This window comes from Rhodanobacter sp. LX-99 (assembly GCF_018599185.1).
Lineage (GTDB): Bacteria > Pseudomonadota > Gammaproteobacteria > Xanthomonadales > Rhodanobacteraceae > Rhodanobacter.
The window spans coordinates 1,832,902-1,846,782 of record NZ_JAHFVL010000001.1; the positions used below are offsets into that span (position 1 = coordinate 1,832,902).

Here is a 13,881-nt window from a genome sequence, read left to right on the forward strand (position 1 = left end):
CAGCCATGAGCCGGCCTGAACGCGCCCGCACGCGTTCAGCCGAACTGCACCGACAGCATCGATATCGAGCCGCCGTCCATGCCCTCCACCGGAAACATCACCGCGTCGCCTTCGCCGCTGGCGCCGAGCACGTACAGCAGCGGCAGGTAATGGTCGGGTGTGGGCACCGACAGCTCCGCGTCCGCGCCCAGCGACTCGTAGTCCACCAGCGACTCGTGGTCGCCCCGCAGCATCAGCTCGCGCACCCGCGCCTCGAAGCGCAGCGCCCAGTCGAACGGTTCCGCCGGATGCCGGCCCCAGGCGTAAGCTGTGCAGGTTGTGCACCACGTCGCCGCTGCCGATCAGCAGGATGCCCTCGTCGCGCAACGGCCGCAGCAGCCGGCCCAACCCGTAGTGGAACGCCGGCGGCTGCGACTCGTCGATGGACAGCTGCATCACCGGCACGTCGGCAGCGGGAAACACGTGGCGCAGCACCGACCAGGTGCCGTGGTCCAGCCCCCACGAAAGATCCGCGCGCACGTCCAGCGGCTGCAGCAGTTCGCGCACGCGGCGTACCAGGCCTGGATCGCCGGGCGCAGGATATTGCACCTCGAACAACTCGCGCGGGAAGCCGCCGAAATCGTGGATCGTGCGCGGCGCCGCCATCGCGGTGACCGCGGTGACCGGCAGGTACCAGTGCGCCGATACCGACAGCACCGCGCGCGGCCGCGGCAGGCGCTGGCCGAGCGCCGCCCAGCCCCGGCTCCAGTCGTTGTCGTGCAGCGCGTTCATCGGGTTGCCGTGCCCGAAGAAGATCGTCGGCATACGTGCATTCATGGCATGACCTGCAGCCTCGCCGTGCGGGTCCTCGTGAGCGCCCGCATCCACGCAGTGATGACATTCGACGCGTTAGCTTGGCGTGAGTGCCGGCGATGGCGGATGGACGTCCATGCCATGGTGCAAGCCCGGGAGACAGGCATGAAGATCGCATTGATCGGCGTCAGCGGACTGGTGGGTTCGCATCTGCTGGCGGAGCTGCTCCGGCGCGGGCACGAAGTCACCGGCATTGCCCGCGACACCGGCAGCGTGGCCGCACGGCCGCAGTTGCGGCTGAAGAACGGCGATGCCACCCGGCCGGCGCAGCTGGCGCCGTTGCTGGCCGGTCACGAGGCGGTGATCAGCGCCACGAAATTCGCCACGTCCGATGCGGCAGCGCTGATCGCTGCGCTGAAGCAGGCCGCCGTGCATCGGCTGCTGGTGGTCGGCGGCGCCGGCAGCCTGGAGGTGGCGCCGGGCCAGGCGCTGGTCGACACGCCGGGCTTCCCGGCGGCGTACAAGCCGGAGGCGGAGGCCGGGCGACGCTTCCTCGATGCCTTGCGCAAGGAACAGCAGCTCGACTGGACCTTCCTGTCGCCTTCGGTCGAATTCGTCCCGGACGAACGCACCGGGACATTCCGCCTCGGCGGCGACCAGTTGCTCACCGACGCGAGCGGCCGCAGCTGGATATCGATGGAAGACTTCGCGATCGCCCTCGTCGACGAACTGGAGACGCCAAAGCACTCGCGGCGGCGCTTCACCGTCGGCTACTGACCGCGCCACCCGATCAGCCACTCCACTTCACCCACCAGGACGACACGCGCATGAAGACCTACCAAGTCGGCTACCTCGTCGGCAGCCTCGCCAAGGGTTCGATCAACCGCCTGCTGGCCAAGGCACTCACCCGCCTCGCACCGCCGGGACTGGAACTGGTGGAAATCCCGATCAAGGACCTGCCGCTGTACAGCTACGACTACGACGCCGACTTCCCGCCGGTGGCACGCGCGTTCAAGCAAGCCATCGCCGAGGTCGACGGCGTGCTTTTCGTCACGCCGGAGTACAACCGTTCGATCCCCGGCGCACTGAAGAACGCGATCGACTGGGCCAGCCGGCCGTGGGGCAAGAACTCGTTCGCGCGCAAACCATCCGGAATCATCGGCACCTCGCCCGGCTCGATCGGCACCGCGGTCGCCCAGCAACAGCTGCGGGGGGTCATGTGCTTCTGCAACTCACCGCTGATGAACACGATGGAGGCGTATATCCAGTTCAGCCCGGGCCTGATCACCGAAGACGGCACGGTTACCAACGACTCCACCGCCGAGTTCCTCGGCAACTACATGAAGGAACTGCACCTGTTCGTCGAGCGCGTGCTGACCGTGCATCCGCGCGGGGGTTGAGCCGGCGCAAGCGACGACAAAGATTTGTCGTCGCGGCTTTCCGCGGATTCCTGCGACGTCGCGCCTTCATCAACCGCCGGCACCGGGCCGGGCATTCACGCGCTCTTGCGGAATCGGTGGAGTAGCGTTGCACCGTCGGTGGCTCCGGCCAGCGTCGGTATTGCAAGCCTGCAGGGGGACGACAGCCATGGCGATGCATGAACTCGGAGACGTCGCACCCGATCGCGACGACCTCGCCGACCCTGCGCGGCGGCGCCTGCTGGCGGGCCTGCTCACCGCGTACACCGCCTCGTTGATTCCCTGGGCACTGGCGCAACCCGCGCCGCGCGCCGACCTCGGCGCGTTCACCGCGCTCTCCGCGATCCTGGTCGGCCGGCAGGCGCTGGATGCCGCGCAGGCGGCGCGTCTCTACGACGTCCTCGTCGCCGCCCATCCGAATTTTGCGGCGGACGTGCAGGCCCTGCTGGCCCTGATCAACGAACGTCACATCGACCCGCTGCAATTGCAGGGCGTGCTGGACGGCGAGCATTCGCCGCTGGCGCCGCTACCGCGGCAGATCGTCGGCGCCTGGGCGCTCGGCGTGGTCGGCAGCGGCGAGAACGCGCGCTGCGTCGCCTACGAGACCGCGCTCAACGCGGTGATCGTGGCCGACGTGCTGAAGCCGCCCACCTACGCCTACGGCGCCTACGGCAGCTGGACCAGCAAACCCCTCTGAAGGAGTGCAATCCGATGTCCGGACAGCTATCGGCTGACATCGTGGTGATCGGCTCGGGCATCATCGGCGCGCTGGCGGCACGGCGGCTGGCGCGGCGAGGCACCTCGGTGCTGATCCTGGAGGCGGGGCCGCGGCTGGAACGCGCCCGCGTCGTCGCCGCGTTCCGCAACTCGCCGATCAAGGGCAACTGGATGGCGCCGTATCCGCCCTCGCCGTGGGCGCCGCATCCAATCTATACGCCGAAGGACAACGGCTACCTGAAGCAGGCCGGGCCGTATCCCTACCCGGCCGAGTACATCCGCGCGGTGGGCGGCACCACCTGGCACTGGGCCGCGCAGGCGTGGCGGCTGGTGCCGAACGACGTGCGCATCAAGAGCCTGTACGGCGTCGGCGTGGACTGGCCGCTCAGCTACGACGAACTCGATCCGTGGTACCAGGAGGCGGAGGAGATTCTCGGCGTGGCCGGCGCCGACAATACCGGCTCGCCGCGGCAGCATCCGTTCCCGATGGAGCCTGTGGCCGAGCCGTGGTCGATGCGCCGCTTCCGCGAACGACTGGCCCCGGCGTATCCGGTGGTCGCCAACACCGTGGCGCGCAACAGCCGCGGCTACGACGGCCGGCCCGCCTGCGTGGGCAACAACAGCTGCCAGCCGATCTGCCCGGTCAACGCGCAGTACCTGGGCATCAACGCGGTGGAGGCGGCCGAGGCCGCCGGCGCGAAGGTGGTGCCCAATGCGGTGGTCTTCCGCATCGAGCATGACGCCAAGGGGCGCATCGCGGCGGTGCGCTACTACGCGCCGGACAAGAGCGAGCACCGCGTCACCGGCAAGCAGTTCATCCTTGCCGCGAACGGCATCGAGAGCCCGAAGCTGTTGCTGCTGTCGGCCAGCGACAAGTATCCGAACGGGCTGGCCAACAGCTCCGGCATGGTCGGCCGCCACCTGATGGACCACCCCAGCACCTCGCTCACCTTCTACGCCGACGAGGAGCTGTGGCTGGGCCGCGGCCCGCAGAGCCCCAGCTCGATCAACACCCTGCGCGACGGCCCGTTCCGCGCGCGGCACGCACCGTACCGGCTGGACTTCACCAACATCTCGCAGGTGCTCAACGTCACCAACGACCTGATCAAGGAAGGCGTGTACGGCGCGGAGTTCGAGAAGCAGCTGCGCTGGCGTGCCGCGCGCCAGGTCAACGTGAAGAACGTGCTGGAGGTGCTGCCCGACCCGAACAACCGCATCACGCTCAGCGCGGAGAAGGACGCCATGGGCATCCCGAAACCGGAGGCGCACTACGCGATCGACGACTACACGCGCCGCGCCGCGGAAGTGTCCAAGGCCGACTTCGCGCGCATCGCCGAACTGATGGGCGGCACCGGCCTGCGCTACAGCGCGGAGGGCCAGTTCGCCAACAACCAGCACATCACCGGCACCATGAGCATGGGCAACGACCCGGCGAGCTCGGTGGTCGACGCGTTCGGCCGCACGCACGACCACGAGAACCTGTTCATCTGCAGCACCGGCGTGATGCCCACCGCGGCGACGATGAACTCCACGCTCACCGGCGTGGCGCTGGCGCTGCGCACCGCCGAGCACATCCTGCCGGCGAAGAACGCACACGCGGCCACCGCGCGCAGCAGCCGCGAGGCGAGCCTGGCATGAACACGCCGACCCGTTGCCTCCCGCTGCTCGCCCTGCTCGGCCTGCTCGTCACCGCGCCGGCCGGCGCCGCCGACACCCCCGACGCCGCACTCTTGCAACGCGGCCAATACCTGGCCACAGCAGGCGACTGCGTGGCCTGCCACACCGCGCCCGGCGGCAAGCCGTACGCCGGCGGTCTGACGGTGCCCACGCCGATCGGCAACATCATCGCGACCAACATCACGCCGTCGACCACGGCCGGCATCGGCCACTACACCGAGCAGCAATTCAGCGATGCCGTGCGCAAAGGCATCCGCGCCGATGGCGCCCGCCTGTATCCGGCGATGCCGTACACGTCGTATGCGCAGGTCACCGACGACGACGTGCATGCGTTGTACGCGTACTTCATGCACGGCGTGGCGCCGGTGGACAGCAAGCCGGCGCCGACCCGGCTGCCGTTCCCGTTCAATCTCCGCTTTTCGATGGCGGGGTGGAACCTGCTGTTCCTCGACAGCAAACCGTTCGCGCCCGATCCGGCCAAAGGCGCGGCATGGAACCGCGGCGCCTACCTGGTGCGCGGACTGGCCCACTGCAGCACCTGCCACACGCCGCGCAACCTGCTGATGGCCGAACGGTCGTCGCGTGAGCTGGCCGGCGGCATGGTCGGCACCTGGGTGGCGCCGAACATCACCTCCGACGCGAACAGCGGCATCGGCGGCTGGAGCGAACAGGACCTGGTCGACTATCTGCAGCTCGGCCACGCCCGCGGCAAGGCGCAGGCCGCCGGGCCGATGGCCGAGGCGGTCGAGCACAGCCTGCAGCACCTCGAACCCGCCGACCTGCAGGCGATCGCCACCTATCTGAAGACGGTGCCCGCGCAACACGGCCCGGCCGATACCCGCGCCGTCGACCGCTGGGGCGCCGCATTCGACGGGATGGCTGACCAGCGCGGCACCGCCCTGCCCGACGACGCGGAGCAATGGAGCGGCGCGCAGTTGTACGACGCGCACTGCGCCAGCTGCCACCAGGCCAGCGGCGAAGGCAGCTTCGACGGCGGCCTGCCGCCGCTGTTCCACAACACCGCCACCGGCCGCACCGACACGAACAATCTGGTGCTGGTGATCCTCGAGGGCATCCGCTGGCAGACCGGCGACTCCGGCGTGCGCATGCCGGGCTTCGCGGGCGACCTGAGCGACCAGCGGATCGCCACTCTGGGCAATTACCTGACGCTGCATTACGGCAACCCCGCCGCACGGATCACGGCGACCCAGGTCGCCAACCTGCGCGCCGGCGGCGCGCCGTCGCACCTGGTCGCGCTGGCGCGGCTGGCGATGGTCGTGGTGGTGGCGCTGATCCTCGCCATCCTCGTTCTGTGGCGCCGGCGCAGGCGGCGCCGGACTTCTTCCGGCCAGGCCTGACCCTCATGCGCAATCCTTCCTGCACGATCCACGGCTTGGCGCTCTGCGGCGTGTTGTGGCTGTGCATGCCGCCGCTCATGGCCCAACAGTCCAGCGATGGCGGCTGGCTTGCCCGGTCCACGCTGACCGGCGACTGGGGCGGCACGCGCACGCAACTGCAGGACGACGGCATCGCCCTGCGCGCGCACTGGACCACCGAAAGCGCGGGCAACCTGTCCGGTGGACACGAACAGACCGCGCGCTACACCCAGCAACTCGACGCCGGCGCGGATTTCGACCTCGACAAGCTGTGGGGCGTGCCGGACGCGAAGATCCAGTTCACCGTCACCGACCGCCGCGGCCGCAGCCTCAGCAACGACGCGCTGGGCAACCAGTTCTCGGTGCAGGAACTGTACGGCGCGGGGCAGAACTTCCGCCTGGCCGAGCTGAACTGGCAACAGGATTTTCTCGACCGCCGGATCTTCCTGCAGCTGGGCTGGTCGCCGGTGGGCGACGACTTCGCGCGGCTGCCGGCGTTCTGCAATTTCCAGAACGGCATCATCTGCGGCCATGCCAACGCGATGACCACCAACAGCGGCGCGCACAACTTCCCCACCGCGCAATGGGGCGGCCACGTGAAGTGGCACGTAACGCCGGACTTCTACGCCACCGTCGGCGCCTACCTGGACAACCCCAACGGGGGCAACCGCGACCAGGGCTGGAACCTCAGCCTCAAGCACCGCGGCGTGTTCGTGCCGGTCGAAGTGGGCTGGGCCACCGGCCGCGGCAGCGGACAGCTGCCGGGCGATCTCAAGCTCGGCGCGTACTACAACACCTCCGGCACGCCGGATGTGTACAGCGACGTCAACGGCCAGCCCGCCGGCCTCACCGGCGCGGCGTTCGAACACCACGACGGCCGCTCGGGCGGCTACTTCATCGCCGACAAGATGGTCTACCGCGAAGGGCCCGACACCAACCGCGGGCTCACCCTCGGCGCGATGGCCGGCGTCGGCGACGAGGCCACCGCACGCTTCCGCTACTTCTGGGTCATCGGCGGCCACTACCAGGGCACCTTCGCCGGCCGCGACAGCGACGTGGTCTCGTTCATGCTCGCCAGCGGCCGCACCAACCCGCGCCTCACCCGCTACCAGCGCGACCGCAACCGCGTGGCCCCCGGCAGCGTCGGCATCCAGCGCTACGAAAGCGTCGCCGAAATCGACTACGGCGCGAGGCTCACCCCCTGGCTGACCCTGCGCCCCAACCTGCAATACGTGATCCACCCCGGCGGCACCGGCGACATCCCCGATGCCTTCGTGATCGGCTTGTACACGCAGGTGACGTTCTGACCACAATCGGGTATCCGCCAACGACAACGGGCGCCAAGGCGCCCGTTGCGTTTACACCCGTTCGGAGTGAGTAGTACATCTGGAACTCCAGCCGATGCGTGCTGGCGCGGTACTTGGTGACTTCTTTCATCCCCACCTCGATGCGAGCGTCGATGAAGTCGCCGGTAAACACGCCGCCGGCCTTCAGGAAGTCACGGTGCTTGTCCAGCGCTTTCAGCGTGGCGCCGAGGCTGGAGCACAGTCGCAGGATGTTGTTCTCCTCTTCCGGCGACAGGCCGTACAGGTCCCTGTCAGCCGGCGCGCCGGGATCGATCTGTCGATCGAGCGCCACAACCCCTCGGCACCGAATGGCCGGTCACTTGTTGATGCCCTTCCGGCGCCCACCCGTTGACGGCGGCAGATAATTTTCTCCCGACACGACCCGCCGACCGGTCTTCGCCTCCAGATCCTGCCGTGCCTTGCGCGCAATCGAGCCACCGGTCCTGGCCGCCACCTTGTTGGCGTCGACGCCGCTGGCCCGCGTGGTCGCGCAGATTCTGCGCCTTCAGCCCCTTGAGCTGCTTGTGCTCCTTCACGCCCAAGCCGGACCACTCCTCGTGGATCAGGTTGGTGAGGATGGCGAATTCGTGGCCTGGCTTGACCTCGTGACTGGCCCAATAGTCGGTCAGTTTGGCGCGGGTCTCCTGCCCCATCATGCGCTGGGCGATCCACTTTTCGCTGCGGCCGTGCTTCTGCCAGGTCTCGCGGGCGCGGTCCAGCGCACGCGCCGGATCGGCCAGCTCCTGCATGCGTTCGTAACCGACTTTGGCCAGCCACAACTTGATCGGCTCGGCCTTGGGGCTGGGCACGGACTGCACCAGGCGCAGCAGGGTCTCGGCGGTGGCCACGTCGGTGAGATAGTTCTTCCCGTCGGCCGCGCGCAGTTTCAGTCGGTGACATTTTGTCACCGACTCACTGCCCTCCTTGCCAAGACGCTCCTTCAGCTTGTTCCAGTACTTGCGTGCGGTCTGGTAATCCGCCTGCCCGGTCAGCACCTGGATGATGTCGATCACCGAGAACCACCACGTCTCGCGCTCCTCGTCGTAGACGCGGCGGATGGCACGATCCTCAAACTGGGCGGGCAGCTGCTGCATCACCGACTCTCCTGGCACAGGCGGACGACAAACATGTCGGCATCGTACCCGGCATGTGTCGCAGCGAATGCGGGGGCACGCCAGTCCTGCGCGTCAGCGACCACCCCGAAAGACAACGGGCGCCGCAGCGCCCGTGATCTCTCCCGGGATCAGGAAAATGCAACCTGCCGCCTTTCCGAATCCCGATTCCCGAATCCCAACTTTTACAGCGAGTAATACATCTGGAACTCCAGCGGATGGGTGCTGGCGCGGTACTTCGTCACTTCCTTCATCTTCACCTCGATGTAGGCGTCGATGAAGTCGTCGGTGAACACGCCGCCGGCTTTCAGGAACTCACGGTCCTTGTCCAGCGCTTCCAGCGCGGCGTCGAGGCTGGAGCACACCTGCGGGATGTTCTTCTCTTCTTCCGGCGGCAGGTCGTACAGGTCCTTGTCGGCCGGCGCGCCCGGGTCGATCTTGTTCAGGATGCCGTCGAGGCCGGCCATCATCAGCGCGGTGAACACCAGGTAGCCGGAGTTCATCGGGTCGGGGAAGCGCACCTCGATGCGGCGGCCCTTCGGGCTGGCCACGTACGGAATGCGGCAGCTCGCGGAACGATTGCGCGCGGAGTACGCCAGCATCACCGGCGCCTCGAAGCCCGGCACCAGGCGCTTGTAGCTGTTGGTGGTGGAGTTGGCGAACGCGTTGATCGCGCGGGCGTGCTTGAAGATGCCGCCGATGTACCACAGCGCGGTCTGGCTGAGGCCGCCGTACAGGTCGCCGGCGAACAGGTTTTCGCCGTTCTTCGCCAGCGACTGGTGCACGTGCATGCCGCTGCCGTTGTCGCCGACCAGCGGCTTGGGCATGAAGGTGGCGGTCTTGCCGTTCTGGTGCGCCACGTTCTTGATGACGTACTTCATCGTCAGCAGCTCGTCGGCCTTCTTCACCAGCGTGTTGAACTTCACGCCGATCTCGCACTGGCCGGCGTTCGCCACCTCGTGGTGGTGCACTTCGACGGTCTGGCCCAGCGACTCCAGCACCTTGCACATGTCCGCGCGCAGGTCGCCCAGCGAGTCGACCGGGCTGACCGGGAAGTAGCCGCCCTTCACGCCCGGACGATGGCCGCTGTTGCTGCCGTCGTACTTGTAGCGCGACGACCACGCCGCTTCCTCGGAGCCGATCTCGTAGAACACGCGGCCCGGGTCGTTCTGCCAGCGCACCGAGTCAAAAATAAAGAACTCCGGCTCCGGGCCGAAGAACGCGGTGTCGGCGATGCCGGTGGATTTCAGGTACGCCTCGCCGCGCTTGGCGATCGAGCGCGGGTCGCGGCCATAGGCCTGCATGGTGCTCGGCTCCAGCACGTCGCAATGCAGGATCAGCTGCACATGCGAGCTGAACGGGTCGAGATGGGCGGTGTCCGGGTCGGGCAGCAGGATCATGTCCGACTCGTTGATGCCCTTCCAGCCGGTGATCGAGGAGCCGTCGAACATCTTGCCGTCCTCGAACGTCGACTCGTCGATCGCGTGGGCCGGGAAGGTGACGTGGTGATGCACGCCGAGCATGTCGGCGAAACGGAAGTCGACGAACTCGACCTCGTGTTCCTGGATCAGGTCGAGCACTTTGTTGGCGGACATGGAACAACCTCGGCGATGAATGGTGAGCTGGTCGGAGCAAGCCTCGTGCCAGCGCGAGCAACCGTGGCGCGGCAACGGTTGACGGACGTTTTCGGCGTATCGAACGAGCCGAAAAGAAGCATGATGGTGCAATACGACAGCCGCATTGCACCATCATGGATCGTCCGGTCGCGCCAGGCGATGCCCTGCTCAGACATCGTAGGCGCTTTCGCCGTGCGAGGTAATGTCCAGCCCTTCGCGTTCGGCCTCGTACGGCACGCGCAGGCCGAACACCGCCTTGACCACAAGATAGGCCAGCACCGAGACCGCGCCGCTCCACAGCACGGTGATGCCCACGCCCAGCGCCTGCACGCCGAGCTGGCGGCCGATCGAGAAACCCGCCGCGCCGGTGCCGCCCAGCGCCGGCGCGGTGAACACGCCGGTCAGCAGCGCGCCCACGATGCCGCCGATGCCGTGCACGCCGAACACGTCGAGCGCGTCGTCCGCGCGCAGCAGTTTTTTCAGCCCGGTCACGCCCCACACGCAGCACACGCTGGCCAGCGCGCCGATCACGATCGCGCCCAGCGGCCCCACCGTGCCGCAGGCCGGGGTGATTCCGACCAGGCCGGCGACCGCGCCGGAAGCGCCGCCCAGCATCGACGCATGCCCGCGCATGATCGCCTCCACCGCCAGCCACGCCAGCACCGCCGCGGCGGTGGCCAGCAAGGTGTTGATGAAGGCCAGCGCCGCGCCCGAATTCGCTTCCAGGTTGGAACCGGCGTTGAAGCCGAACCAGCCCACCCACAGCAGCGCCGCGCCGACCATGGTGAAGGTGACGTTGTGCGGCTTCATCGGCTCGCGCCCGAAGCCCAGCCGCGGCCCGACCAACCAGGCGCCGACCAGGCCGGCGACACCGGCGTTGATGTGCACCACGGTGCCGCCGGCGAAGTCCAGCGCACCCTTCGCGAACAAATAGCCGTCCGGCCCGGACCACACCATGTGCGCGATCGGCAGGTAGGCGAAGGTGAACCACAGCGCCGCGAACAGCAGCACCGCGCGGAAGCGCATCCGTTCGGCGAACGAACCCACGATCAGCGCCCCGGTGATGCCGGCGAAGGTGGACTGGAACGCCACGAACACGTACTCCGGCAGCGACACGCCGGCCGTGAACGTCGCCGCCAGGCTGTCCTTGCCGACTCCGTGCAGGAACATCTTGTGGAGGTTGCCGATGACCGCGCCGCCGCCGCTGAACGCGAGGCTGTAGCCATACGCCACCCACAACAGCAGCAGCAGCGAGAACACCGTCATCACCTGCATCAGCACCGACAGCACGTTCTTCGAGCGCACCAGGCCGCCGTAGAACAGCGCCAGCCCCGGCACCGTCATCAGCAGCACCAGCAGGGTCGAGGTGAGCATCCACGCCACATCGCCCTTGTCGACCGCCGGCACGGCGGCCTCGGCATGCAGCAGCGGCGCGGCCAGGCCCAGCAACAGCAGCGGCAACCACGTGCGGATGCCGCGGAACAGCTTCAGATTTTTCATGGCATACCTCGCGTGATTCGGTCAGAGGGCGTCGGCGTCGAGCTCGCCGGTGCGGATGCGGATCACCTGGTCCACGCCGGTGACGAAGACCTTGCCGTCGCCGACGTTGCCGGTGCGGGCGGCCTGCTGGATCTCCTCCAGCACGGCATCGAGCAGGTCGTCTGGCACCACTACCTCGACTTTGAGCTTGGGCAGGAAATCGACCACGTACTCGGCGCCGCGGTACAGCTCGGTGTGGCCCTTCTGGCGGCCGAAGCCGCGGACCTCCGTCACCGTGATGCCCGACACGCCGGCACGCGCGAGCGCATCGCGGACCTCGTCGAGCTTGTACGGACGGATGATGCTGGTGATCATTTTCATGGGTGACTCCACCGGTGGAATGTCTTCAGAACGACCTGGCCAGGCTCAGCACCGCCGTGGCGCGGCCCAGGTAGTGGCCACGCGCATTGGTGTAGACCGACGCGTTCGCGTTGGTGTCGTAGTAGCCCAGTGCCGCCGACCAGCCGCTGCCGAAATTCCGGGTCACGCCCAGCTTCCAGTCGCTGTACGAGGCGCCGGCGACGTTCTCCACCTGCTGGCGGCCGACATGCGCGTTGAGCAGCCAGCCCGGCGCGAACGCCTGGTTCCACGACAAGTCCACGTAGCCGCTGTGCTCGCTGTCGGCATAGCCGAACAGATTGGTGAAGGCATACGAGTACTTCAGCGACACGCTCTTCCAGGCCAGCGCGGCATAAGCCTCGGTGGTATTCGGCAGGGTGAACCCCGCCGGATAGCTGCCCGGGTACTGGTAGCGATACAGGCCGACGTCGTAGCTCCAGTCGCCGCCGAAACTGCCGCGCCAGCCGCCGTAGAGGTCGAACTCCAGGCTGCTGGAGATCGGCGCGGCGGAGGTCGAGGCATCGGACAGCCAGCTGACATTGCTGCCGCAGCCGCCCAGGTACCCGCCGCTGGCGTGGTCGAACTCGACACCGGCCTGCACGGCGGGCTTGCGATCGGTCTGCGAAATGCCGCGGAACAGGTAGTCGTTGACCATGCCGGCGCTGCCGACCCACTTGCTGGCCGGAGCCTCGCCCGCCAGTGCCGGCGCCAGGGCGGATGCCATGACCATCGGGGCAGCGACAACCACGGATATCCAGCATCGCCTCATGAGTTCGGCTTCCCTGGGAAAACGACGGGCAGGTAAACAGACGTCCAGACGTCCATTCATGAACCATGCGTTCGCATGGCGCTCAAGCCGTCTCAGCAAGCCCCGTGCCACGGCGGGCAAACGTTGCTGCAGCGGCATCCGCCGGACGGGAGCGCATCGGCCGCGGCTGCGTTAGCACCAGCAACACCCGCCGGCACCGACGGTTTGCACTGTTCCAGTGCGTGCCGGATCGGCGGCCCGCTCGGCCGGCGGCGGTCCCTCGCGGCGGCAAACCTCGTAAGCTATGGCGCTTCACGCCGGCGGTCCGTTCGCCGGCCCGTCCCATCCCGCAACGGACCCGCCCGTGACCGACCTGCTCCACGTCATCCTGCTCGGCATCATCGAAGGCATCACCGAATTCCTGCCGATCTCCTCGACCGGCCACCTGCTGATCGCCGAGAAGTTCGGGCTGGGCGCGCGCTCGGACCTGTTCAACATCGGCATCCAGGCCGGCGCGATCCTGGCGGTCACGCTGATCTACTGGAAGCGCATCTGGCAGCTGTTGACGCAGTGGCGCGAGCCGGCCAACCGCGACTACCTGCTGAAGCTGGTGGTGGCCTTCCTGATCACCGCCGTGCTCGGCTTCATCGCGGTGAAGCTGGGCTTCAAGCTGCCCGAGACGGTGACCCCGGTGGCCTGGGCGCTGGTGATCGGCGGCTTCTGGATGATCGCCGCCGAGCGGCTGGCCGCGCGCCAGCCGGAGCGCAGCGAGGTGACCTGGAAGGTGGCGATCCTGGTCGGCATCGCGCAGATGATCGCGGGCATTTTTCCCGGCACCTCGCGCTCGGCCGCGACGATCTTCGCGGCGATGCTGTTCGGCACCAGCAACCGCGCGGCGGCCACCGAGTTCGCCTTCCTGGTCGGCATTCCCACGATGTACGCGGCGACCGGCTACGAGTTGCTGAAGGTGGTGAAGGGCGGCGGCGCCGCGCATGAGGACTGGACCGCGCTGGCGGTCGGCTTCGTGGTCTCGGCGATCATGGCGTTCGTCGCGGTGAAGTGGCTGCTCGGCTACATCCGCAGCCACACCTTCACCCCGTTCGCGATCTACCGCATCGCGTTCGGCGTGGCGCTGCTGTTGCTGGTGCCGGCCGGCGGCTGACCCGCCGGGCCGAACGTGCGGCCACGGCCGGGCACGGCG

Annotated in this window: 13 protein-coding genes and 2 pseudogenes; 7 read left to right on the top strand and 8 right to left on the bottom strand. The window is 67.9% G+C overall.

Annotated features, from left to right (window positions below; all coding sequences use genetic code 11):
- Positions 1-35: 35 nt before the first annotated feature.
- Positions 36-245, bottom strand: coding sequence for a hypothetical protein (locus tag KK131_RS17645; RefSeq protein ID WP_250887126.1), 210 nt, complete (start codon positions 243-245; stop codon positions 36-38).
- 103 nt (positions 246-348) lie between these two features.
- A pseudogene (gene ygiD, locus KK131_RS17650) lies at positions 349-816 on the bottom strand (4,5-DOPA dioxygenase extradiol); the annotation flags it as partial.
- 141 nt (positions 817-957) lie between these two features.
- On the opposite strand from ygiD, the gene KK131_RS08415 reads away from it, so the two are divergent.
- From KK131_RS08415 to KK131_RS08440, 6 genes are all read left to right on the top strand, one after another.
- On the top strand, positions 958-1,569 hold the full coding sequence (locus tag KK131_RS08415; RefSeq protein ID WP_214556208.1) for an NAD(P)-dependent oxidoreductase: 612 nt from the start codon (positions 958-960) through the stop codon (positions 1,567-1,569).
- 50 nt (positions 1,570-1,619) lie between these two features.
- The gene (locus KK131_RS08420; protein WP_214556209.1) at positions 1,620-2,192 is read left to right on the top strand and encodes an NADPH-dependent FMN reductase; all 573 of its coding nucleotides are present in this window, start codon (positions 1,620-1,622) and stop codon (positions 2,190-2,192) included.
- Positions 2,193-2,379: 187 nt separating this feature from the next.
- The gene (locus tag KK131_RS08425) at positions 2,380-2,907 is read left to right on the top strand and encodes a sugar dehydrogenase complex small subunit (protein WP_214556210.1); all 528 of its coding nucleotides are present in this window, start codon (positions 2,380-2,382) and stop codon (positions 2,905-2,907) included.
- A 14-nt stretch (positions 2,908-2,921) separates the two neighbouring features.
- Positions 2,922-4,565: a GMC family oxidoreductase gene (locus KK131_RS08430; protein WP_214556211.1), complete on the top strand. Its 1,644-nt coding sequence runs from the start codon at positions 2,922-2,924 to the stop codon at positions 4,563-4,565.
- The gene (locus KK131_RS08435) at positions 4,562-5,962 is read left to right on the top strand and encodes a cytochrome c (RefSeq protein WP_214556212.1); all 1,401 of its coding nucleotides are present in this window, start codon (positions 4,562-4,564) and stop codon (positions 5,960-5,962) included. Before KK131_RS08430 ends, KK131_RS08435 begins: the two co-directional genes overlap by 4 nt.
- 5 nt (positions 5,963-5,967) lie before the next feature.
- Positions 5,968-7,287, top strand: coding sequence for a carbohydrate porin (locus KK131_RS08440; protein WP_214556213.1), 1,320 nt, complete (start codon positions 5,968-5,970; stop codon positions 7,285-7,287).
- Positions 7,288-7,357: 70 nt separating this feature from the next.
- On the opposite strand, the pseudogene glnA (KK131_RS17655) reads toward KK131_RS08440, so the two are convergent.
- From glnA (KK131_RS17655) to KK131_RS08470, 6 genes and pseudogenes are all read right to left on the bottom strand, one after another.
- Positions 7,358-7,603 (bottom strand): annotated as a pseudogene (glnA, locus tag KK131_RS17655) (glutamine synthetase); the annotation flags it as partial.
- A complete protein-coding gene (locus KK131_RS08450) occupies positions 7,578-8,420 on the bottom strand; it encodes a Bro-N domain-containing protein (RefSeq protein ID WP_214556214.1) in 843 nt (280 codons plus the stop codon). The pseudogene glnA (KK131_RS17655) and the gene KK131_RS08450, both read right to left, overlap by 26 nt.
- 203 nt (positions 8,421-8,623) lie before the next feature.
- Positions 8,624-10,033: a type I glutamate--ammonia ligase gene (glnA, locus tag KK131_RS08455; protein ID WP_214556215.1), complete on the bottom strand. Its 1,410-nt coding sequence runs from the start codon at positions 10,031-10,033 to the stop codon at positions 8,624-8,626.
- A 189-nt stretch (positions 10,034-10,222) separates the two neighbouring features.
- The gene (locus KK131_RS08460; RefSeq protein WP_214556216.1) at positions 10,223-11,554 is read right to left on the bottom strand and encodes an ammonium transporter; all 1,332 of its coding nucleotides are present in this window, start codon (positions 11,552-11,554) and stop codon (positions 10,223-10,225) included.
- Between the two features lie 21 nt (positions 11,555-11,575).
- Positions 11,576-11,914 carry a P-II family nitrogen regulator gene (locus KK131_RS08465; RefSeq protein ID WP_214556217.1) on the bottom strand — a complete coding sequence of 113 codons (339 nt, stop codon included), beginning with the start codon at positions 11,912-11,914 and terminating at the stop codon, positions 11,576-11,578.
- A 25-nt stretch (positions 11,915-11,939) separates the two neighbouring features.
- Positions 11,940-12,701: a TorF family putative porin gene (locus KK131_RS08470; RefSeq protein WP_284731449.1), complete on the bottom strand. Its 762-nt coding sequence runs from the start codon at positions 12,699-12,701 to the stop codon at positions 11,940-11,942.
- 343 nt (positions 12,702-13,044) lie between these two features.
- Here KK131_RS08470 and KK131_RS08475 point away from each other — a divergent pair, with 343 nt between their 5' ends.
- Positions 13,045-13,842, top strand: a complete 798-nt coding sequence (locus tag KK131_RS08475) for an undecaprenyl-diphosphate phosphatase (protein ID WP_214556218.1) — start codon at positions 13,045-13,047, stop codon at positions 13,840-13,842.
- Positions 13,843-13,881 lie beyond the last annotated feature (39 nt).